A 20,282-nucleotide genomic window follows, 5' to 3' on the forward strand; every position below is an offset into this window, starting at 1 on the left:
GTTCCGGCGTCCGCTTCGCTTGGGTGATGACCCGCTTCGACAGCTCACCGTCCGACAGGTACGCCTCGCCCGCCTCGCGGGCTTCCCGGCGTGCGCGCAGCCCGTCGTTGAACACCACCCGCGCGCACCCGAACGCCCGCCCCAGCGCTGCCTGCTGTGCGGGCGTGGGTAGACGCGATAGTTGTACCGGAGCTGCACATCGGACAGTCTGGCATCAGCATCTGACACAAATGAACGCGGCGAGCGACCCGCACCTGGACCGCCTGGAGGAGATCAGGACGTGGTGGTGCGCCGGCCCCGGCGGTCCAGCACGGCGGCCTCCTCGAGGGTCGGTGCGCTGCCGCCCAGGTGCACCGGCTGCCACCAGGTGTCGTCGGCGCCGGCCGGGGCGTCCGGGTACTCCCGCTGAGCCCGGTCCACGAGCGCGCTCAGCCGGCTCTTCAGCTCCGCCGTCATGGTGCCGGCGTCCGGGTACCCGGCCGGGTCCATCGGCTCGCCGATCAGGATGGTGATCGGGGTGTGCCGCCGGGTCAGGGTGCGCGGCCGGCCCTTGGTCCAGAGCCGCTGGGTACCCCAGAGCGCGACCGGGAGCAGCGGCACGCCGGCCTCCTGCGACATCCGGGCGGCGCCGTTCTTGAGCTCCTTGACCAGGAACGACCGGCTGATCGTGGCCTCCGGGAAGACGCCGACCACCTCCCCGCGCCGCAGCGCGTCCACCGCCGTGTTGTACGACCCGGCGCCGGCCGCCCGGTTCACCGGGATGTGCTTCATGCCGCGCATCAGCGGACCGGAGACCTTGTGCGTGAAGACGTCGTGCTTGGCCATGAACCGGACCAGCCGGCGGGACTCGTGCGCGCCGTAGCCGCAGAAGATGAAGTCCAGGTAGCTGACGTGGTTGCTGGCCAGGACCGCGCCACCCGTGCGCGGCACGTGGTGGCTGCCCTGCACGGTCAGGCGCAGGTCGAGGACCCGGAACATCGTCCTGGCGGCGGCGATCACGGGCGGGTACACGAGTTCCGACATCCGGCAACTTTACCCCGCGTAGGTTACGGAACCGTAGGGGCGGAGCGTGCCGAACGGACACCCGGACCGGCCCGCCCTTCTGCCGTCGGCAGAGACCGCTGCGGGCGGCGGCGAAGCCGGACACCATGGCGGGATGACCGAACGCGCGGTGCTGCTCTGGATCCACGGCGGCGGCTGGCGAGGCCGGTACCACGAGGACGGCGCCGCGCTGGCCCCGCTCGGGCTGCGGGTGGTCGCGGCGACCTACCGCTTCGTGGCCGAGGCGCACTGGCCGGCCCAACTCGACGACGTACGGGCGGCCGCCCGGTCGACCCGGGCCTCGGCCGACGGGCTGCCGCTGCTGGTCGGTGGCGACTCGGCGGGGGCCACCCTCGCCCTGCACCTGGCCCTGCGCGGGGTCGACCGGCCCGGCGACGTGGCGGCCGGGCTGGCGTACTGGCCGGCGGCCGACCCGCTCGACGCGGAATGGCGGCGGCTGCGCGCCCACGACGATCCGTGGGCCGGCCTGCTCGGTCACCCGCCGGCCGCCGGCGACCCGGCCACCGTCGACGCGACCGTCGCCACCCACCTCGGTTCCGGCGTGCCGGTGCTGCTCGTACACGGGCGCGACGACCGGTCCGTGCCGGTCGGCCAGACGGTGGGACTCACCGGCCGGCTGCTCGCCGCGGGGCACCCGGTGCACGCCTGGATCACCCACGGCGGGCACGCCCTCGACCTGGACCGTCCGGACATCCGGGCGGTCACCGCCACGTTCCTGGACAGCGTCCTGCCGACCGGGTGACGCGGCTACCGTCAGGGCATGCCCGACCTCGCCGCCATCGTCATCCACTGCCGCGACCCGTACCTGCTCGCGCCGTTCTGGAGCGCGGTCACCGGGCTGCCGGTGGCCGAGGTGGATCGGGTCCGGCTCGCCGACCGCTCGCTCGGGCCGACCGAGGCGGTGCTGCTGCGCGACCCGTCGGGGCACCGGCCCGACGTCTGGATCAGCCCGGCGGACGACCTGCCCGTCCCCGGCCGCATCCACCTCGACCTGGTCGGCGACGCCGAGGAGCGGGCGGCGGTGCTGGAGGCCGGGGCCACGGTGGTCCGCGAGTTGCCGCGGTGGACGGTGCTGGCCGACCCGGAGGGCAACGAGTTCTGCCTGCTCCCCCGGGCGGAGGCGCACGGCGACCAGACGCCGCCGGGGCACTGAACGCCGTGGCGCGGCCGGCCAGGGGCCGGCGGCGCCGTCACCGGGCGGCTACGAGGCGGCCAGTTCGTGCATGTCCATCCGGCCCCGGGCGAAGGCGTCCACCCGGCCCCACCGGCCCGGGATGTCCAGCACCTCGATCCGGCCCATGCCGATCGGCAGTCGCGGGTCGACCGCGAGGTGCCCCTCGTGCGGCTCCAGCCCGAGCATCGTGCGGAGCAGCAGCAGCGGCGTACCCGTCGACCAGGCCTGCGGGCTGCACGCCGTCGGGTACTCCACCGGGAACTTGGTCAGGTCCCGCGGGTAGCCGCCGAACGCCTCGGGCAGCCGCCCGTCGAAGTAGGTGGCCGCGTCCAGGATGCCGCTGGCGATGGTGGCCGCTTCCTCGGCGAAGCCGTACCGGCGCAGCCCCCAGGCGATGAACGAGTTGTCGAACGGCCAGATCGTGCCGTTGTGATAGCCGATCGGGTTGTAGCGGACCTCGCCCTCGGCCAGGGTCCGCACCCCCCACCCGGAGAAGAGCCGCGGGCCGACCAGGTGCCCGGCGATCTTCGCCGCCCGGTCGTGGTCGACGATGCCGCTCCAGAGCAGGTGACCGATGTTCGAGCTGAGCACGTCCATCTGCCGACCGGTCGGGTCCAGGCCGAGGGCGAAGTACTCGCCGTCCTCCACCCACCAGTCCCGGTTGAACCGCTGCTTCAGCTCGGCCGCCTCACGTTCCAGCTGGTCGGCGTACGCCGGGTCGCCCCAGAACTCCCGGGCCAGCCGGGCGGCCCGCATCTTCGCGTCGTACGCGTATCCCTGCACCTCGCAGGTGGCCCGCGGGAACGGCGGCAGCTTCCCGTCCCGGTACGAGATCGAGTCCCAGGAGTCCTTCCAGCACTGGTTCTCCAGGCCGGTGTCGGTGTTGCGCCGCTCGTACCAGATGTAGCCGTTGCCGACCAGGTCGGCGTAGTCGTCGACCCACTTCAGCGCGGCCCGGCACTCCCGCTCCAGCTCCTTGACCAGCGCCACGTCGCCGGTCCACTTCTCGTACTCGTCGAGCAGCACCACGAACAGCGGAGTGGCGTCCACCGAGCCGTAGTACGGCGAGTGCGGCTGCTCCTCGAAGGCGGCCGTCTCGCCGTACCGCATCTCGTGCAGGATCCGGCCCGGGTCCTCGTCCCGGAAGTCGTCGAAGCGGGTGCCCTGCAGGGCGCCCAGGATCCGCAGCGTCGTCTTCGACAGGTCCGGGGCGAACGGCAGCACCTGGAGGCAGGTCAGGATGCTGTCCCGGCCGAACATGGTCATGAACCAGGGCAGGCCGGCCGCCGGCAGCGTCTGCCCGCCCAGCGAGAGCGGCGAGAAGCGCAGCGCGGCGAGGTCGATCAGGCTGCGCCGGTACGTCGAGGACACCCGGCCGTGCTCGCTGTTCACCTTGGGTGCCCGGGCGATCCACTGCTCCAGGTCGTGCTGGAGGGCGAGCCGCTCGGTGCCATGCGCCCGCAGCCCCATCCGCAGGTCCCGGCCGCCCGGGCCGACCGCGAACGTCTGCACGTCGATCGCGGCGTTCCACTGCTCGTTCGGTTCCAGGTGGACGCTGTACGCGAAGCCGTTGCGGTCGTAGCGGGCCGGCATGGAGGAGGTCATCACCGTCTCCCGCCGGAAGTTCCCGCGTCGGTAGCCCAGCCGCAGCCGGTCCGGCTCGGCCTCGGCGTAGGTCTCCCCCTTCTTGTTCAGGATCTCGTCCTTGACCTGGAACAGGTCGGCGAAGTCGGAGCCGGCGTCCATCCGGATCTCCAGATCGACCGCCTTCTCGTCGTGGTTGAGGATGGTCAGGGTCTCCCGGAAGCTGCCGCCGACCGTCCGCTCCCGGATGATCGACAGCTTCGCGTCAATGTAGTGCGTCGCCATCCCCGGCACCAGGAAGAACCGCGCCTCGTAGTACTGGAGGTCGTCGTAGGAGAGCGCGTTGAGCCGCTCACCGTTGACGGTCAGCACCCACTTGGACAGGAAGCGGGTGTCGAGGGAGAACAGGCCGGTCGGTTCGCTCGGGGTGGCCTCGATGTCGCCGGTGTCCTCGGAGACCACGAAGGTGTTGCCGTCCAGGATCCGGATGGTGTTGGTGCCCGGCATCAGGGGACCCTCCTCTGGAATGCGTGGTGGGGCCCGCGGGCGTCCGGCGGACCAGGAAAGATCCGTTCGACCTGAAGCACCAGGCGCAGGTCACCCGAGACGGTCATGTCGCCCCGGATCAGCGCGGCGATGGCGTTCTCACTGCCGGTAACCAACTCGCCGAAGAGGCGCGGCGCGGTACCCACGACCGTGTCGGCTTCCCGGTCCTCCTGGCTCACGTGCAGGTTTCCCCGCTCGATCCGGAGCAGCCAGTGGGTGGTCTGCGCCCCTTCGTGCAGGTCGAAGCGCAGGGTTCCGGAGGTCTTCTGCAACAGGGGTTCGAACCCCCGCCGGTCCAGGTCCTCGAAGAACCTCGTGGTCGCGTCCAGCATCCGGTCCACTCCTCCCGCGGTCCGCGGCGTTCGACGTCCGAGGAGGGGTCCCCGTCGGGTACGACGTCAATCTCGCCCGGTTCGGGTGAGTCGCGCACGCGGCGGTGTCGGCGAACGGCGGTAACCTGCGACGGGAGGGGACAGGGAGGGCGAGTGGCGGGCCAACCGGAAATCGACCGGGAGCGGGTGCTGGCGTACCGGGTCGCGGCGCAGCAGATCGACCGTCCCGGGCTGCGCCCCGCCGACCTCGACGTGCTGGCCCTGGGCGCGCAGGACACCCCGTACGGCTCGGCCCGGCTGGCGCTGGCCGCCCGCGTTCCCGCCGCCGGCGGGCTGGACGACGACCGGTTGGAGCTGGTCTGGTCGTTCCGCGGCGCGCCGCACCTGCACCGCCGGGCGGAGCTGCCGGCGCTGGCCGCCGCGCTCTGGCCGCTCAGCGACACCGACGCCACCCGTCGCATTCCCGGGCAGATCCGGGAGGGGGCGAAGCTGGGGCTGGTCGCGTTCCGGGCCGCCGCCGACGCGTTCCGGGCCGTGGTGACCGCGCCGATGGACCGGGGCGAGGTGAGCCGGGCGGTCACCGAGCGGATCCCGGCCGAGCTGAGCTACGAGTGCCGGCCGTGCGCCGCCCGGCACGTCTCCGGCGCGCTGTTCCAGCAGGCCGGCCTTGCCGGCGGCGTACGCCTGGCGGTGTCCGGGCGGACCGCGCGGCTCGCGCCGCTGGCCGAGCGCCCGGGGCCGCCCGAGGTGGCCGCCGGCACGGACGCGCTGGTCCTGGCCTACCTGCGGCTGCTCGGCCCGGCCACCATCGGCGACGTGGCCGCCTTCCTCGGCACGAGCGCCACCGAGCTGCGCCGGGTGTGGCCGGCGGACGCGTTGACGGAAGTCCGCGTCGACGGTCGCCCGGCCTGGGTGTCGGCGGACCGGCTCGACGCGCTCCGGGCGGCCGAGCCGGCGGAACTGGTGCGGCTGCTGCCGCCCGGCGATCCCTACCTCCAGGCCCGCGACCGGGCCGTGCTGGTGCCGGAGAAGGCTCACCAGCAGCAGCTCTGGCGGATGCTGGGCAACCCGGGCGCGCTGCTGGTCGACGGCGAGGTCACCGGCACCTGGCGGGCCAAGCAGGCGGCCAAGGGGCGAGTGGACCTCATGGTCACCCCGTTCAGCGCGCTGCCCGCCCGGGTCGACCGGGAGGTGCGGGCCGAAGCCGAGGTGGTGGGCGCCACCCGCGGCGCGTCCGAGGTGCGGGTGGTGGTCGAGAAGCCCTGACCGGGTCGGCGGGGACACCCGGCCCCGCTCGGCACCAACGACGCCGGCCCCCGGATCGGGGGCCGGCGTCACCGCGGCGGACGGGTCAGTTGTTCGGTTCGTCGGCGCTGATGTCCGCGAGCACCGACTGGGGCTCCCGCTCGACGGCGAGGTCGCCCATCGAGATCAGCCCGACCAGGCGGCCGTCGTCAATCACCGGGAGCCGGCGGACGGCGTACGTCCGCATGAGGTCGGCGGCGGCCACCGCGTCGTCGTACTGGCTGACGGTGACCACGTCCTTGCTGGTGATCTGGTCGAGCCGGGTCGTGTTCGGGTCCATGTTCTCGGCGACGCCGCGGACCGTGATGTCACGGTCCGTGACGATGCCGACCACGTTGCCGCCATCGGTCACCACCACGTCGCCGATGGCACTGTCGCGCATCTCCTGCGCCGCGGCGGTGAGCGTGTCGCTGCCGTCCATCGTCACCAACCGGGTCGTCATGAACTCTCCGACCGTTGTCATGGTGCTCCCCTCTCGGTGTCGGCATGGTCGTCTACCCGCCCCCGCCGAGCGGTAACGCCCGCCGGTCGGCACGCGGTCAGCCGCGTGGGGGCATGCCGTAGACCCGCTCCACGTGCAACCGCAGCACGAGGCGGCGCTCGGCGACCATGGCGGCCCGGAAGTCGTCCCAGTCCGGGTGCTCGCCCTGCACCGCCCGGTAGAGCCCGATCAATTCCTCCACGGTCGCGTCGTCCGGCCGCTCGGCCACCGGGGTCAGCTCCGCCCGCGCCTCCGCCACCGCGTACGTCCACCCGTCGTCGCTGCTGACGTGGAAGCTCGCCCGGGGGTCGCGGCGCAGGTTGGCGGTCTTGGCCCGGCCGTCGGTGATCGAGACGCGGATCAGGCCCCGGTCGCGGTCGAAGGAGTAGACCACGTTGGACAGTTGCGGCCGGCCGTCCCGCTTGATGGTGGCCAGCACGCCCAGCCACCGGCCGGCGATCAGGTCGGTCAGGGCCCGCTGGGTCTTGTCGTCCGCCATGGCGTCCTCCGCGTCGAGTCGCTTGTTGCCGACTCCATCTCAGCGCACATTCGCGTCCACCGCGACGGTTCCCGCCCTGCGACTCCGGTCCCGGGCGGCGCCGTCTCGGCAAACCGGTCCGGCGAAGGCATATGCCCGACGAGCGATATGCCTGACAGTCATAAATATGACGCTCAGGCATATCGCTCGCGGGAACATCAGGTGGCGGCGTCCGACCAGCCGGCCGAGGCAGCCACCGGATGCGGCCGACACCGGCTGGTCGAGCCGCAGGCGGCGGGGGCCAGCGGCGGCGGGGGTCAGCGGCGCTCGGCGGCGACCAGCTCGGCGAGCTGCACGGCGTTGAGCGCGGCACCCTTGCGCAGGTTGTCGTTCGAGCAGAACAGAGCCAGACCGTGCTCGACGGTCTCGTCGGCCCGGATCCGCCCGACGTACGTCGGGTCCTGGCCGGCGGCCTGCAACGGGGTGGGCACGTCGGACAGCGCCACGCCGGGCGCGCCGTCGAGCAGCTGGCGGGCGCGGGCCGGGGTGATCGGGCGGGCGAAGCGCGCGTTGATCTGGAGCGAGTGGCCGGTGAAGACGGGCACCCGGACGCAGGTGCCGGAGACCTTCAGCCCGGGAATCTCCAGGATCTTGCGGCTCTCGTTCCGCAGCTTCTGCTCCTCATCGGTCTCGAACGAGCCGTCGTCGACGATCGAGCCGGCGAGCGGCAGCACGTTGAAGGCGATCGGGCGGGCGAAGGACCGCGGCGCCGGGAACTCCACGGCGGCACCGTCGAAGGCCAGGCCGCTGGCGTGCTCGGCGACCTTGCGGACCTGCTCGTCCAGCTCGGCGACGCCGGCCAGCCCGGCGCCGGAGACCGCCTGGTACGTCGAGACGACCAGGCCGGCCAGCTCCGCCTCCTCGTGCAGCGGGCGCAGCACCGGCATCGCGGCCATGGTGGTGCAGTTCGGGTTGGCGATGATGCCCTTCGGCCGGTTCGCGGCGGCGTGCGGGTTGACCTCGGCGACCACCAGCGGCACCTCCGGATCCATCCGGAAGGCCGAGGAGTTGTCGATGACGACCGCGCCGGTCGCGGCGACCCGGGGGGCCAGCTCCTTCGCGGTGCCCTTGCCCGCGGAGAAGAGCACGATGTCCAGCCCGCGGTAGTCCGCGGTGGCCGCGTCCTCGACGGCGACCTCGCCGTCCCGCCACGGCAGGGTGCGCCCGGCCGACCGCGCCGAGGCGAACAACCGCACCTGCTCCGCCGGGAACGCGCGCTCCGCCAGCACCTGCCGCATCACGCCACCGACCTGGCCGGTGGCCCCCACAATGCCGATCCTCATGCCCGCGAGGCTACCCACGTCCCCGCCCCGGCGGGGAAGGCTTTCCCACCGCCCGGGCCGGCGACCGGCCTGCTCACCGGCCGGCAACGGGCACCGGTCCGACCCGGGGCCCGGAACGACGCCGCCGGACGGCCCGTTGGCCCGGAAGATCCCGCGCCACCGGGCCCCAGCGCCGAAGCATTCGCCGCCGATCCCGGAACGCCCCGGCCGGCGGCACCGCGACCGACGTCACACCGCGCGGTCAGCCGGCGTGGTCGACGACCTCGCCGAGGTCGGCCGCCACGAGTTCGTCCCGGATCACCGCCGAGTCCCCCTCGACGACCAGGGTCAGCGCGTGCGGGTGCAGGTGCGTCGCGGCCGCCGCGGAGACCTGCTCGACGTCGGCGGCGAGCAGCGCCTCGCGCAGCCGGGCGTGGTAGTCGTCCGGCAGGTCGTGCACCACCAGCGTGGTCAGCGCGGCGGCGATCGCGCGCGGGCTCTGCAGCTCCACCGAGAGCTGACCGGCCCGCCAGGACCGGGCCACCGCCAGCTCGTCCTCGGTCACCCCGGTCAGCTGGGTCCGGGTGATCTCGCCGACCGCCTCGACCAGCGCCGGGGCGGTCACCGCGGTCTGCACCCCGGAGCTGACCGCGAACCGGCCGAACCGGCGGGACGAGGCGAAGTCGCCCCGGATGCCGTACGTGTAGCCGCGCACCTCGCGGATCAGGTGGTTGAGCCGGGAGGTGAACGCCCCGCCGAGCACCGTGCCGGCCAGCGTCATCGGCACATGGTCGGGGTGGGCCCGGTGCGGGGACGGGTGACCCAGACGCAGCGTGGACTGCACCGACCCGGGCCGGTCCACCAGGATGATCCGCCGCCGGTCGTGCAGCGTCACCTCGATCGGGCCACGCTTCTCCACCGGACCGCCGCCGGCGCCGGCGAACGCCGCCGCGGCGAGCGCGTCCAGGTCGATCCGTTCCAGGTCACCGGCGACGATCAGCGTCCCCGGGCGGATGAACCACTCGGAGTGGAAGACCGTGACGTCGTCCACGTCGAGCCCGGCCACGGTATCCGGGTCGCCGTACATCGGCCGCCCCCACCGGTTGCCGGCGCCGAACAGGTCGGCCCGGAGCGCGGCGTCCGCCCGCGGGCCCGGGTTGGCCCAGTCCATCCGCAGCGCGGTCGCCTCGTCGTCGCGGACCCGCCGCACGTCGGCCGGGTCGAGCCGGGGCGTCCGGACGGCCTCGGCGAGCAGTTCCACGGCGGCGCCCAGCCGCTCCACCGGCACCTGCACGCTCACCTGGAAGGAGTCCCAGTCCAGCCCGGTCACCAACTCGGTGCCGAGCGCCTCGATCGCCAGGGCGTACGCGGTGGCGTCCCGCTGCGCGGTCCCCTCCTCCAGGGCCTTGGCGAGCACCCCGCCGACGCCGTCCTTGCCGACCGGCTCCCGCCCGGCGCCCGCGTCGAGCAGCAGCAGCGCCACGGCGAGGTTCTGCCCGGGCAGGTGCGCGGCGACGACCTGCCCGCCGGCGACGGTACGGCGGACCACCTGCGGGAACCGGTACGGGCGGGCGGCGCCCGGGCCGGGACGGGCGGCGATCAGCGTCATGAGGTCTCCTCGGGCAGGTAGGTCAGGGTGGCCCGGTCGGCGGCGCCGAGCAGCTCGGCGGCCTGTTCGGCGATCTGCTCGGCGGTGACCGCGAGCCAGGCGGGCAGGCGCTCACCGATCTTCGCCGGGTCGCCGAACTGGGTGGCGTACCGGCCGAGGACGTCGGCGCGCCCGTCCACCGTGGACATGTGCCGCCACCACTGGGTGCTCAGCAGCGCCTTGGCCCGGTCCAGCTCGGCCGCGGTCACCGGCACGGTGGCCAGCTCGTCGACCACGTCGGCGAGTCCGGCGGCCAACCGGTCGGCGGTGACGCCGGGGCGGGCGGTGGCGGTGGCGATCAGCGGGGCGGGCCCGTGCGCGAGGTCGACGCCGTACGCCCCGACCAGGTCCGGCTGGGCGATCCGCTCGCCGTCGGCGAGGCGCTGGTAGAGCCGGCTGCCCCGGCCGGTGCCGAGGACGGTGGCGAGCACGGTGGTCACGTCGTACCCGGGGGTGCCGTAGGGGTGGGTGCGGTGCGCGACATAGACCCGGGGCGCGGGCACGTCGGCGGTGACCGTCTCCACCGCCGGGCGCCCGGTCGCCGGCACCGTACGCCCGTCCGGCGCGACCGGGATGTCCTCGCGGGCCGGGATCGCGCCGAAGTACTTGTCGGCCAGCGCGAAGACCTCGGCGGTGTCGGCGTCCCCCACCACGGTGAGCACCCCGTTGTTCGGGGCGTAGTACGTGGTGTGGAAGGCCTGGAAGGTGGCCAGCTCGGCGGCGTTCAGGTCGGCCATCGAGCCGATCGTGGCGTGGTGGTACGGGTGACCGGGCGGGTAGAGCAGCGGCAGCAGCCGCAACCAGGCGTCGCCGTACGGGACGTTCTCGTAGCGCTGGCGCCGCTCGTTCTTGACCACCTCGCGCTGGTTGTCCAGCGTCTCCTGGGTCAGCGCCGGCACCAGGCCGCCCATCCGGTCGGCCTCCAGCCAGAGCGCCAGCTCCAGGTGCTCGGCGGGGACGGTCTCGAAATAGTTCGTCCGGTCCGGGTTGGTGGTGGCGTTGAGCGAGCCGCCGGCACCCTGGACGAGCTTCATGTGTTCGGTCTTCGCCACGTTCACCGAGCCCTCGAACATCAGGTGCTCGAAGAGGTGGGCGAAGCCGGTCTGCCCGTCCGGCTCGTGCCGCGACCCCACGTCGTACCAGAGGTTCACGGCGACCGCCGGCGCGGTGCGGTCCTCGCTCACCACCACGCGCAGGCCGTTGTCCAGTCGGGTCGTCTCGATGGGCCAGGGGTAACCGCTGTCGGGCATGGCACGACGCTATCCGATCTCGCGGGCGGAAAGGTGACGAGCGGGGCCCATCGACGGTCCGGGCCGGGGTACTCGCGGAGCATGCCCAGCCTTCCCCCCGCCGCCGCCGAACGCGCGGCCGCCGCCCTGGCCCGCCGGCGGCACGCCCGGCTGCTGCATCCGACCGGCCGGACCTTCTCCGCCGAGGCGATGATCTGGGGTACGTCGGGGCCGCAGACGGGCGTTCCGCTGCTGGACCTGCCCGGCCGCTACCCGGCGACGGTCCGCCTGTCCAAGGGGGTGCCGACCCCGTCGGGCTGGCCGGACGTGCTGGGCCTGGGGGTGCGGCTCCACCGGGACCCGGAGCCGCCGGTGGACCTGGTGGTCTCGTCCAGCGGGGCGGCGCCGGTACTGCGGAACCTGCCGCTGCCCCGGCGGCGCTTCACCGGGACGTACAGCTCGATCATGTCCTTCCGGGCGGGCCGGCGGCGGCTCTTCCTGGCCGCGCTGGCCGACCCGGACTCCCCCGACCTGGGCCGCAGCCTCGCCGACGTCTCCGCGGCGGCGGCCCGGGTGGACGCGCCGCGGCTGGTGCTGGCGGTGGCCTCGGCGGTCGGGCCGTGGCGGCCGTTCGGGCAGGTCTGCCTGGTCGACCAGCGCGGCGCCCGGGAGGACGCCGCGCTGGCCTTCGATCCGATCGGCAACGTGCCGCCGGGGCTGCGGGTGGTGGGTCCGATCGCGCGGTTGCGCGACCGGACCTACCGGGGTTCCCGCCTGGCCCGCGGCGCGTCGGCTCAGTCCGGCGGCTCGCTCGGGGTCACCGTCTGATCCGACGTACGGTGCTCCAGAACGGTGTCGGGGGCGATCTTCTGGTCCTCCCGGATGTCCGATTCGGTGAGGATGGCGCCGGCCTGGGCCTCCGGGTCGTCGCTGCCCACCGTCGCCTCCTCGGGCAGCAGGTGGGCCCGGGACTCGACCCGGTCCTGGTCGTTCTGCTCGTGACTCATGCCGACCCACTTACCCGGCGCGGGGCTCAGCGGAACGGGCCGCGCACCTCATAGGTGATCCCGCCGCCGTCCCGCCCTGCAGGTACGTCCGGCTGGTGAACCCGGCGGGGAGCTGGATGCCGTTGGCGTCGGCGCTGCCCAGCGGCCCGTACGGCCCGACGCCGGGCTGGGCCGGGGCGGCATGCGCGGCGCCGGCCCAGAGGCTGCCGGAGAAGGCGGCGGCACCGGCGACGGTGGCGCGCAGGACGGTACGTCGGTCCATCAGGAACCTCCACGAATTCGCGTTCGGTGCCGCCGAAACTACCGGGGGTCGAATCGAAGGAGGTGAACGTGAGGCGAGGCTTTCCCGACGACCTGGTGAGCCCGTCCGTCCCGTCGGGTACGCTGGCGGACGTGACGCGGTCGTATCGATGGTTTAGGCAGCCGGCTGGAGGAGCCGGTGACTTCACCATGATCTGACGTCACTCCTCTTCGAGCCGGCTGGGCAGGGATCGCTTCCCTGCCCTTTTGCGTACGAGCAGCCGGCTCGACCTCGGGCGCCGGCCCCGGGGCACGGTCGGCGGAAGGAACCCCACCGTGACGACCCCGGACGCCCATCGGGTCATCGACCAGCGGATCGACCGTGTCGTGCCGCTGACCACCCCGGCCCTGCTCCACCACCACCTGCCGCTGGACGCGACGCTCGCCGAGGCCGTGCTGGCCGGTCGGCGCGCGGTCGGCCGGGTGCTGGACCGTGCCGACGACCGCCTGCTGGTGGTCGTCGGCCCGTGCTCGGTGCACGACCCGGCCGCCGCCCTGGAGTACGCGGGCCGGCTGCGCGAGGTGGCCGACCGGCTCTCCGACGACCTGCTGGTGGTGATGCGGGTCTACTTCGAGAAGCCGCGCTCGACGGTGGGTTGGAAGGGCCTGATCAACGATCCCGGGCTGGACGGCTCCGGCGACGTCAACACCGGCCTGCGGACCGCCCGCGCGCTCCTGCTGGACGTGCTGCGCCTCGGCCTCCCGGTGGGCTGCGAGTTCCTCGACCCGATCACCCCGCAGTACATCGCCGACACCGTGTCCTGGGGCGCGATCGGCGCCCGGACGGTCGAGAGCCAGGTGCACCGGCAGCTCGCCTCCGGGCTGTCCATGCCGATCGGCATGAAGAACCGGCCCGACGGCAGCATCTCCACCGCGGTCGACGCGATCCGGGCGGCCGGCGTGCCGCATGTCTTCCCCGGCATCGACTTCTCCGGTACCCCGGCGATCATGCACACCCGGGGCAACGCCGACGGCCACCTGGTGCTGCGCGGCGGGGGCGGGCGCCCGAACTACGACGCCGAGTCGGTGGCCGGGGCGCTGGACCTGCTCCGCGCGGCCGGGCTGCCGGAGCGGGTGGTGGTGGACGCCAGCCACGCCAACAGCGGCAAGGACCACCGCAACCAGCCGAAGGTGGCCGCGGACGTCGCCGCCCAGCTCGCCGCCGGCCAGCGCGGCATCGTCGGCATCATGCTGGAGAGCTTCCTCCAGCCCGGCCGCCAGGACCTCGATCCCACCCGCGAGCTGGAGTACGGCAAGTCGGTCACCGACGCCTGCCTCGGCTGGGGCACCACGGCCGAGGTCCTGACGGACCTGGCCACCGCCGTCCGCACCCGCCGCGCCACCCTCCCCACCCCCGCCTGACCACCCCACCCGCCCCCGCCGGACGGCCCCGTGTTGCCGGCCGGCACGGCGGGTCGCGGCAACAACTTCATGATCAACGCAACGGGTGGGGTACGAAAGCGCCGCCCCGGCCGGGGGGCCGGGGCGGCGCTGGGTGTCGGTGTGCAGGTCGCCTCTCGGCGAGTGGCACGACGCGGCTCCAGCCGAACGGTATTCCGCGAAGGCAATTTAGGTGAGGCCCGGGGACACTGGGCACACCGACGCTCTGCACAACGACCCGACCAGCCCCGGTGTTCCGGGCCGGGCCGTGTCCGCCGTCACCCCGCCCCCGGCGCCACGACCGGGGACGTTTGACCGATTCGGGCCCGGGTAGCTGATCGGCGTGACCGATGACGCACCCGTGACGGACCAGCCGGACACCCGGCAGGTCGACGAACTGCTCGACGACATCTACCACGGTCAGGAGCGGATCACTCAGGCGGTCATCTACCGCCGGGCGGTCGCCGCGGAACTCCCGGCGGAGCTGCTCTCCCGGATCGCCGCTCTTCCACAGGGCGAGTACTCGGTCGACGAGGCAGCCGACCTGCTCGGCGGCACCGTGGCGTGAGGACCGGCCGGCGACGGACCGGTACGGCGGCGGACAGCGTGCTGCGGCCCGGACGCCGCCGGAACCGCGCCGAGGACCCGGACGACGGAGAGGACAGTGCGATGACCGACCGCGACGCGGGGCACGAGCACATCGAGGCGCTCGGCCAGCCGCCGAAGGGACCGGATCCGGACACGGATCCCGACTTCTCGGGCGAGCACCAGGACACCGCGGTGGATGACGAGATCATCACCGGCGCGGACGAGGACGAGCGGGAGCCGGAGGCGGCACGCGGCTGGGCCGGCGAGGACCACGGGACCACCCCCACCTGATCGGGACGAGCGAAAGGGGCCGGCACCGACGCCGGCCCCTTTCGTCGTACGTCACTTCTCGTCGTGACCGCCCTCGGCCGCCTGCTGGGCGACCGCGTACCCCATCTGGAGGAAGTCGGAGGCGGCCACGGCGGTCAGCGCGGTGGCCACCAGCCGGGTGAGCCGGGGGGCCAGCACGAGTCCGCCGGTGAGCGCGGTGGCCACCCACACCGCCAGGCAGAACGGGCAGCTCAGCAGCTCGCCGATGGCGTGCCGGGTGGGGCTGCCCTGGTCGCGGACCTGCTCCATCACCTCGCCGCTGCCGATCGGGTGGTCGTAGCGGGTGAACGGGGCCCGCACCGGGCTGGTGACCGCGTCCTTGGCGAGCAGCCGGCTGAGCTTGTGGGTGGCGATCGAGAGCAGCACCACGTCGGCGGGGGCGGGTCGCTCCGGCACCGGCCGCCCGGTCGCCCGGACGACGCCGGCCAGGGCCGCGGTGACGGCGCCGTAGGTGCCCATCGCCATCAGGTACCCGCCCAGCGGCCGGTGCTCGTGCGGCGCGTACGCCTGGCGCAGCCGCCCCACCTTCTGCCTCAGACCGCTGGTGGTCACCCGGTCTCCTCGGTTCGTCATCGCCCGGCTCAGCCGGCGGTCAGGTTGTCGGCCACCTCGCGGGCGAGGTTGGTCAGGGTCTCGTCGGCCAGCTCGTCGGTGTCCCCGCCGGCCAGGTCCAGCCGGACCCGGGCGCCGCCGGCGTCGGCCGCCTCCACCTGGATCTCGGCCGACCAGCCGGGCGCGGAGTCGCTGCACCACCGGGCCCGCATCTGCTCGATGCTGATCACCTCCGGCCGCCGGTCGCCGTCCTGCCGCAGCGGCTCGGGCAGCCAGGCGGCGGCACGGTCCGGGTCGATGGCCGTGTTGAAGACCACCTCGGGCGGCGCGGACATGCCGCGTTCGACGTGCGCCCCCATCAGACGTCCCGCAGCCGGCTCGGGTCGACCTCGCGGCCCGGGTGCCGGGCGAGGTACTCGGTCTCCAGCTCCGCCGTGCGGCGCAGGTGGTGGGCGAGGGCGGAGTCGGCCGCGTGCCGCAGGGTGTCCAGCCGGGTGCGGTGCAGGCTCTGCATCTCCCGGATCAGGTCCTCATCGCCCAGCTCGGAGGGGTCCACCCCGAGCAACTCGCCGTCGACGTCGGCGGTCGCCGCGTTCCTGACGTGGTCGCCGTCCCACTCCGGCAGCCGCTGCTCCGGGCTGGCGTCACCGGTCCGGCGTACTGATTCGGTCATCGTCGCCCCCTCGTCTCGTTCGGGCTGGCGTCTAGACGGATGCCCAGCCGGGATGCCACCAAACCCCACCGACTACGACACCGCGTCGGAGAGGGCGGGTGGCCCCGGTACGCTCGGGGGCATGAAGCGGCTCTGGACACCGGCGTGGATCGCCCGCCACGTGGCCATGGTCGTGCTGGTGGTGGGCTTTCTCGGCCTGGGCTGGTGGCAGGTCACCCGGGCCGCCTCGGGCAACACGCTCAGCTTCGGGTACGCGATCGAGTGGCCGGTCTTCGCCGGCTTCGTGGTCTTCCTCTGGTGGCGTGAGGTGCGGCACACGCTGCGGGGCACCGATGCCGACCGGCCGACCGCGCCGCCGGCGACCGCCGGCTCCGACCCGGCCGCGGCCACCCCGGGGGTACGCCGGCCGGTGCGGGTGAGCCGGGTGCCGGTGCCCGCCGACGGGGCCGAGGACGGCGAGCTCGCCGAGTACAACCACTACCTGTCATGGTTGAACGCCAACCCGGGCGCGCGGCCCGGTGACTATCCCGGCTGAGGCCGGCGTGGAAGGACGGACGACGGTGGGCGGAGCCCTTACCCGGTACCGCGTGATCGCCTGGATCGTGGGCGTGGCGCTGGCGGTGCTGGTCCTGATCGGCATGCCGCTGAAGTACGGCTTCGACAACCCGACCGTGGTGGCGGTGGTCGGCACCGCGCACGGCTGGCTGTACATGCTCTATCTGGCCGCCACGTTCGACCTGTCCCGCCGGGCCGACTGGCCGCTGAAGCGAATGCTGCTGGTGATGCTCGCCGGCACGGTGCCGTTCGTCTCGTTCTACGCGGAGCGCCGGGTCAGCCGCTGGCTGACCGCCGAGCGGCCCCGGACGCCGGAGCCGGTCGCCGGCTGACCACCGGGCCGGGGGGGTCGGCGGCCGGCCCGGCGGTCAGCGGTTCGGGCGTGGCGGTCAGCGGTTCGGCCGCCACGGGTCGGCGGCGGCGAGCGGATCGCTCCACCCGCCGTGGCGGGCGCCCTCGCGGGCCCGTTGCAGCGCCCGGGTCACCTGGCCGAACTGCCGCTCGTCGTCGCTGCTGAACAGCAGCACCTCGGTGCCGCGGTGTCGGCCCCACAGCTCGTACGCGGGCGGCCGCCAGCGGTCGCCGAGCAGCACCAGCGCCAGCGGCAGCAGGCCGACGGTCCCCAACGTCAGGTACGCCCCGGCGGTGAGCCGCTGCAGCCCGCCGGTGAAGCCGAGCAGCACCCCGACGCCGCCGATCATGGCCGCGGTGACGACGACGGCGCGGACGGCGAGCCGGTCGTGCGGGCCGCGACTGGTCCGGAGCTGGGTCAGTTCGGCGATCGGCCAGCTGTTCCGGCCGACGGTGAAGCGCTCGCCGGTGACGACGATGCCGGGTCGCGCGTAGAGCAGGGTCGGGGTGACGCCCGTCGGCTTGGGCGAGCGGGGCGGGTGGGTGGCGGAGCCATCGGTCTGCACGGCGTCCTCCCAGGGCTGGCGCGCCGGGCTGTCTGCGCCGCCGGTGAGCTGTGCCGATGCCGTCCGACGGGATTCCCGGCTCCGCGCTTCATTGTGTTGCGGCCGCGCCACCCGGACCTGCTGTTTTCCGCGTCCTCGGGGCGCCACGGCGGGCGGGGGATGCCGACAAACAGGATCCATTTCGGTCTTTGTCATGATTTTGCGGAGCGGCCCCTGACGACATCCGCCCAGAACGACGAATCACCCGAACCGCGCGGAGCACGCGGACCGGTACGGGATGGCGACGGCTGGCGGGCGAAGCGGTCACGAAGCGTAACCCGACCCAGCAGTACTTCCTGACACTTTGCCAACATTCGCCCCTGCTTCAACTGCGGGTGACTCCCGTCCCGGGTTAGGTTGTCCGGGCCGGACCGGTCGACCGCCATCCACCCGGATGGCCCCGGGCCGGTGTCGTCCGGGCGCAACGCCGGCCCGGCGACCGTGGGAGAGGAGCCTTCCGCTCTTGTCGTCCTTACGGATCCTGCTGCGCTCGTTGGCGGTCGCCGGCCTCTCGGCCGCGCTCATCGCCCCGGCGTCGGTGGCTCGGGCCGAGCCCACCCCCGCCGAGCTGACGAAGCAGATCGAGAAGTCCTCGACTGAGCTGGAGCGAATCGTCGAGTCCTACAACAAGCTCAACGAGGAGATCAAGGCCAACAAGGCCACCGCGGCCGGCCTGCAGGCCAGGATCGGCCCGTTGCAGGCGCGGGCCGAGCGGAGCCGCGCCGACGTCGGCGAGATCGCCGTCACCGCGTACAAGACCGGTGGGCTGCGGACGGCCCAGGCCCTGCTGGACCGGGGCTCGGTCAGCTCGCTGCCGGACCGGCTGGGCACGCTGGACCAGTTGACCCGGCAGCACCAGGCGACGATCGCCGGCTTCACCGCCAACCAACGCAAGCTGATCGACGAGAAGACCCGACTGGACGCCACGCTGGCCCGGGAGGCCGCCCAGGCGAAGCAGCTCGCCGCGGGCAAGAAGAAGATCCAGGCCGACCTGGACCGCCTCTACGAGCTGCGCCGGCAGGCGTACGGGCGGGCCACCGAGGCGCCTACCAGATCGACCTCTGCGGCGAGCGCGCCGGCGATCTCCGGCTCGGCCGGGGTGGCGGTGCGATACGCGTACGGGGCGATCGGCAAGCCGTACGTCTGGGGGGCCGACGGCCCCGACGGGTACGACTGCTCCGGGCTGACGCTGGCCTCGTGGCGGGCGGCCGGGAAGTCGCTGCCGCACAACGCGGCGATGCAGTGGGACGCCACCTCGCGCATCAGCCGCAGCTCACTGCAACCCGGCGACCTGATCTTCTACGAGGGATTGGGCCACGTCTCCCTCTACGTCGGCGGCGGCCAGGCGATCGACGCGCCGAGCGCCGGCCGCAACGTCCTCAAGCGGGACATGAACATGATGCCCATCCAGGGATACGGTCGGGTGCGCTGACCCGACGCGCACCGACTTACGAGACGGCGAACGGCCGGCGTCCCCCTATCGGACGCCGGCCGTTCGTGTTGTCCGTTACTACCAGGTCAGGCCGCCTGCAGCCCCTCGGCCCGAGCCAGCTCACGGAGCCGGCCGAGGGCCTGGATCTCCAGCTGGCGGATCCGCTCCCGGGAGAGCGAGAAGCGCGACGCCACCTCGGTCAGCGAGTGCTCGCGACCGTCCTCGAGGCCGTACCGGGCCCGCATGATGCCGGCCGACCGGTCGTCGAGGTGGTTGAGCAGCCCCTCGATCCGCTGCCGCTCCAGGCCGCTGAGGACGATGTCCTCCGGCGACGGGGCGTCACTGTCGGCGACCAGGTCGCCGAGGTTGGTGTCGCCGTCGTCGCCGACCGGGGTGTCCAGCGAGACGGTGTCCTGCGACCAGCGGCGCAGCTCGTTGACCCGCTCGACGGTGACGCCGAGGGCGGCCGCGATCTGCTCCGGCTCCGGGTCGCTGCCCAGCTCGCGGGTGAGCTGCCGGGCCACGTTACGCATCCGGTTGACGTCCTCCACCAGGTGCACGGGCAGCCGCACGGTGCGCTCCTGCTGGGCGATCGCCCGGCTGATCGCCTGGCGGATCCACCAGGTGGCGTAGGTGGAGAACTTGTAGCCGCGCTCGTAGTCGAACTTCTCGACCGCCCGGACCAGACCGGTGTTGCCCTCCTGGATCAGGTCCAGCATGGGCATCCCGGACCGCACGTAGCGTCGGGCGATCGACACGACCAGTCGCAGGTTCGCGCGGATGAAGAGGTCCTTCGCCCGCTCACCGTCGGCGACCAGCCGCTCCAGGTCCTCCCGGTCGACGCCGTCCGGTACGCGGTCCTCCCCGAGCAGGTGCTCGGCGTAGAGGCCGGCCTCGATCGCCTTCGAGAGGTCGACCTCCTTGGCGGCGTCCAGCAGCGGCGTACGGGAGATCTCGTGCAGGTAGACGCCGACCAGGTCGCGCTCCTCGGCAACCTCGTCGGTTCGCATGCCGATGTTCTTGTCCACGGTGCCCACGGTCCCCTCGCTCGCGCCGGTTGCCCGGTTCCTTGCCATCCCCACGTCCATCAGCCCTCCCCCGTAACTTCCGCTGTGCCCACCGGCGCTGACACCTACACAACAGATGAGACGTGTCGGGGATTCCATGTCGTGAGTCGAAAGTGTCACGAATGCCTGAGTAGTAGCTGAGAGCCCGGTCCATGTTTGCTGTCAGGACCCGGTCGATCGGCTCGGTCGCCGCTCCGGGAACGAAGCGACGGATCAGCGGAATCGTCGTGCGTCCACGAAATCGCACCATTGCGAATTCCATGAACACAGCGACCCGCGTC

Annotated in this window: 24 protein-coding genes and 2 pseudogenes; 10 read left to right on the forward strand and 16 right to left on the reverse strand. The window is 73.2% G+C overall.

The window, feature by feature from the left end; translation table 11 throughout:
- Nucleotides 1-79: 79 nt before the first annotated feature.
- Nucleotides 80-157: pseudogene (locus ACFOYX_RS10145) on the reverse strand (helix-turn-helix domain-containing protein); the annotation flags it as partial.
- Nucleotides 158-273: 116 nt separating this feature from the next.
- A complete protein-coding gene (locus ACFOYX_RS10150; RefSeq protein WP_322441572.1) occupies nt 274-1,023 on the reverse strand; it encodes a lysophospholipid acyltransferase family protein in 750 nt (249 codons plus the stop codon).
- Between the two features lie 133 nt (nt 1,024-1,156).
- On the opposite strand from ACFOYX_RS10150, the gene ACFOYX_RS10155 reads away from it, so the two are divergent.
- Nucleotides 1,157-1,804 (forward strand): alpha/beta hydrolase, encoded by a 648-nt coding sequence (locus ACFOYX_RS10155; protein WP_322441573.1) that lies wholly within the window; start codon nt 1,157-1,159, stop codon nt 1,802-1,804.
- An 18-nt stretch (nt 1,805-1,822) separates the two neighbouring features.
- Complete coding sequence (locus ACFOYX_RS10160) at nt 1,823-2,215, forward strand: VOC family protein (RefSeq protein WP_238454396.1); 393 nt, start codon at nt 1,823-1,825, stop codon at nt 2,213-2,215.
- Between the two features lie 48 nt (nt 2,216-2,263).
- Here ACFOYX_RS10160 and ACFOYX_RS10165 read toward each other — a convergent pair whose 3' ends face one another.
- Nucleotides 2,264-4,327 (reverse strand): glycogen debranching N-terminal domain-containing protein, encoded by a 2,064-nt coding sequence (locus ACFOYX_RS10165; RefSeq protein WP_322441574.1) that lies wholly within the window; start codon nt 4,325-4,327, stop codon nt 2,264-2,266.
- Nucleotides 4,327-4,698: an SCP2 sterol-binding domain-containing protein gene (locus ACFOYX_RS10170; RefSeq protein WP_322441575.1), complete on the reverse strand. Its 372-nt coding sequence runs from the start codon at nt 4,696-4,698 to the stop codon at nt 4,327-4,329. The genes ACFOYX_RS10165 and ACFOYX_RS10170 overlap by 1 nt, the downstream gene beginning before the upstream one ends.
- A gap of 153 nt (nt 4,699-4,851) precedes the next feature.
- Here ACFOYX_RS10170 and ACFOYX_RS10175 point away from each other — a divergent pair, with 153 nt between their 5' ends.
- Nucleotides 4,852-5,964, forward strand: coding sequence for a DNA glycosylase AlkZ-like family protein (locus tag ACFOYX_RS10175; RefSeq protein WP_322441576.1), 1,113 nt, complete (start codon nt 4,852-4,854; stop codon nt 5,962-5,964).
- Nucleotides 5,965-6,049: 85 nt separating this feature from the next.
- Here ACFOYX_RS10175 and ACFOYX_RS10180 read toward each other — a convergent pair whose 3' ends face one another.
- The 5 genes from ACFOYX_RS10180 to ACFOYX_RS10200 form a co-directional block, all read right to left on the reverse strand.
- Nucleotides 6,050-6,466, reverse strand: coding sequence for a CBS domain-containing protein (locus ACFOYX_RS10180; protein WP_109800091.1), 417 nt, complete (start codon nt 6,464-6,466; stop codon nt 6,050-6,052).
- A 76-nt stretch (nt 6,467-6,542) separates the two neighbouring features.
- The gene (locus ACFOYX_RS10185) at nt 6,543-6,983 is read right to left on the reverse strand and encodes a PPOX class F420-dependent oxidoreductase (protein ID WP_322441577.1); all 441 of its coding nucleotides are present in this window, start codon (nt 6,981-6,983) and stop codon (nt 6,543-6,545) included.
- 296 nt (nt 6,984-7,279) lie between these two features.
- Nucleotides 7,280-8,305: an aspartate-semialdehyde dehydrogenase gene (locus ACFOYX_RS10190; protein ID WP_109800089.1), complete on the reverse strand. Its 1,026-nt coding sequence runs from the start codon at nt 8,303-8,305 to the stop codon at nt 7,280-7,282.
- A gap of 241 nt (nt 8,306-8,546) precedes the next feature.
- A complete protein-coding gene (locus tag ACFOYX_RS10195; protein WP_322441578.1) occupies nt 8,547-9,893 on the reverse strand; it encodes a pitrilysin family protein in 1,347 nt (448 codons plus the stop codon).
- Nucleotides 9,890-11,182 (reverse strand): pitrilysin family protein, encoded by a 1,293-nt coding sequence (locus tag ACFOYX_RS10200; RefSeq protein ID WP_322441579.1) that lies wholly within the window; start codon nt 11,180-11,182, stop codon nt 9,890-9,892. Before ACFOYX_RS10200 ends, ACFOYX_RS10195 begins: the two co-directional genes overlap by 4 nt.
- Before the next feature lie 81 nt (nt 11,183-11,263).
- Between ACFOYX_RS10200 and ACFOYX_RS10205 the strand changes: the two genes are divergently transcribed.
- Complete coding sequence (locus ACFOYX_RS10205; RefSeq protein ID WP_322441580.1) at nt 11,264-11,989, forward strand: phosphodiesterase; 726 nt, start codon at nt 11,264-11,266, stop codon at nt 11,987-11,989.
- Here ACFOYX_RS10205 and ACFOYX_RS10210 read toward each other — a convergent pair.
- On the reverse strand, nt 11,956-12,168 hold the full coding sequence (locus tag ACFOYX_RS10210) for a hypothetical protein (protein WP_322441581.1): 213 nt from the start codon (nt 12,166-12,168) through the stop codon (nt 11,956-11,958). The genes ACFOYX_RS10205 and ACFOYX_RS10210 overlap by 34 nt on opposite strands.
- Before the next feature lie 88 nt (nt 12,169-12,256).
- Nucleotides 12,257-12,430: pseudogene (locus ACFOYX_RS10215) on the reverse strand (translocation protein TolB); the annotation flags it as partial.
- A gap of 314 nt (nt 12,431-12,744) precedes the next feature.
- Here ACFOYX_RS10215 and ACFOYX_RS10220 point away from each other — a divergent pair.
- From ACFOYX_RS10220 to ACFOYX_RS10230, 3 genes are all read left to right on the forward strand, one after another.
- Nucleotides 12,745-13,830, forward strand: coding sequence for a 3-deoxy-7-phosphoheptulonate synthase (locus ACFOYX_RS10220; RefSeq protein WP_238454392.1), 1,086 nt, complete (start codon nt 12,745-12,747; stop codon nt 13,828-13,830).
- A gap of 352 nt (nt 13,831-14,182) precedes the next feature.
- Nucleotides 14,183-14,416 carry a hypothetical protein gene (locus ACFOYX_RS10225; protein ID WP_255544558.1) on the forward strand — a complete coding sequence of 78 codons (234 nt, stop codon included), beginning with the start codon at nt 14,183-14,185 and terminating at the stop codon, nt 14,414-14,416.
- A 101-nt stretch (nt 14,417-14,517) separates the two neighbouring features.
- The gene (locus ACFOYX_RS10230; RefSeq protein WP_109804933.1) at nt 14,518-14,727 is read left to right on the forward strand and encodes a hypothetical protein; all 210 of its coding nucleotides are present in this window, start codon (nt 14,518-14,520) and stop codon (nt 14,725-14,727) included.
- A 51-nt stretch (nt 14,728-14,778) separates the two neighbouring features.
- Here the strand turns inward: ACFOYX_RS10230 and ACFOYX_RS10235 are convergent, their stop codons facing one another.
- Genes ACFOYX_RS10235 through ACFOYX_RS10245 form a run of 3 tightly spaced genes read right to left on the reverse strand, consistent with a single transcriptional unit; the run spans nt 14,779 to nt 15,991 of the window.
- A complete protein-coding gene (locus ACFOYX_RS10235; RefSeq protein WP_322441582.1) occupies nt 14,779-15,318 on the reverse strand; it encodes a DUF1360 domain-containing protein in 540 nt (179 codons plus the stop codon).
- A 29-nt stretch (nt 15,319-15,347) separates the two neighbouring features.
- Complete coding sequence (locus ACFOYX_RS10240) at nt 15,348-15,677, reverse strand: hypothetical protein (protein WP_322441583.1); 330 nt, start codon at nt 15,675-15,677, stop codon at nt 15,348-15,350.
- Complete coding sequence (locus ACFOYX_RS10245) at nt 15,677-15,991, reverse strand: DUF6158 family protein (RefSeq protein WP_109804924.1); 315 nt, start codon at nt 15,989-15,991, stop codon at nt 15,677-15,679. Before ACFOYX_RS10245 ends, ACFOYX_RS10240 begins: the two co-directional genes overlap by 1 nt.
- Nucleotides 15,992-16,112: 121 nt before the next feature.
- Between ACFOYX_RS10245 and ACFOYX_RS10250 the strand changes: the two genes are divergently transcribed.
- Together ACFOYX_RS10250 and ACFOYX_RS10255 are read left to right on the forward strand one after the other, a co-directional pair.
- Nucleotides 16,113-16,526 (forward strand): hypothetical protein, encoded by a 414-nt coding sequence (locus ACFOYX_RS10250; RefSeq protein ID WP_322441584.1) that lies wholly within the window; start codon nt 16,113-16,115, stop codon nt 16,524-16,526.
- A gap of 25 nt (nt 16,527-16,551) precedes the next feature.
- A complete protein-coding gene (locus ACFOYX_RS10255; protein WP_109804926.1) occupies nt 16,552-16,878 on the forward strand; it encodes a DUF3817 domain-containing protein in 327 nt (108 codons plus the stop codon).
- A 57-nt stretch (nt 16,879-16,935) separates the two neighbouring features.
- Here ACFOYX_RS10255 and ACFOYX_RS10260 read toward each other — a convergent pair whose 3' ends face one another.
- The gene (locus ACFOYX_RS10260; protein ID WP_109804927.1) at nt 16,936-17,463 is read right to left on the reverse strand and encodes a DUF6232 family protein; all 528 of its coding nucleotides are present in this window, start codon (nt 17,461-17,463) and stop codon (nt 16,936-16,938) included.
- Between the two features lie 502 nt (nt 17,464-17,965).
- Here ACFOYX_RS10260 and ACFOYX_RS10265 point away from each other — a divergent pair.
- Nucleotides 17,966-18,934 (forward strand): NlpC/P60 family protein, encoded by a 969-nt coding sequence (locus ACFOYX_RS10265; RefSeq protein ID WP_322441585.1) that lies wholly within the window; start codon nt 17,966-17,968, stop codon nt 18,932-18,934.
- 86 nt (nt 18,935-19,020) lie between these two features.
- Here the strand turns inward: ACFOYX_RS10265 and ACFOYX_RS10270 are convergent, their stop codons facing one another.
- Complete coding sequence (locus ACFOYX_RS10270) at nt 19,021-20,010, reverse strand: sigma-70 family RNA polymerase sigma factor (protein ID WP_322441601.1); 990 nt, start codon at nt 20,008-20,010, stop codon at nt 19,021-19,023.
- Between the last annotated feature and the right edge of the window lie 272 nt (nt 20,011-20,282).

It is taken from the genome of Micromonospora sp. GCM10011541, from assembly GCF_042650725.1.
Taxonomy (GTDB): domain Bacteria; phylum Actinomycetota; class Actinomycetes; order Mycobacteriales; family Micromonosporaceae; genus Micromonospora; species Micromonospora sicca.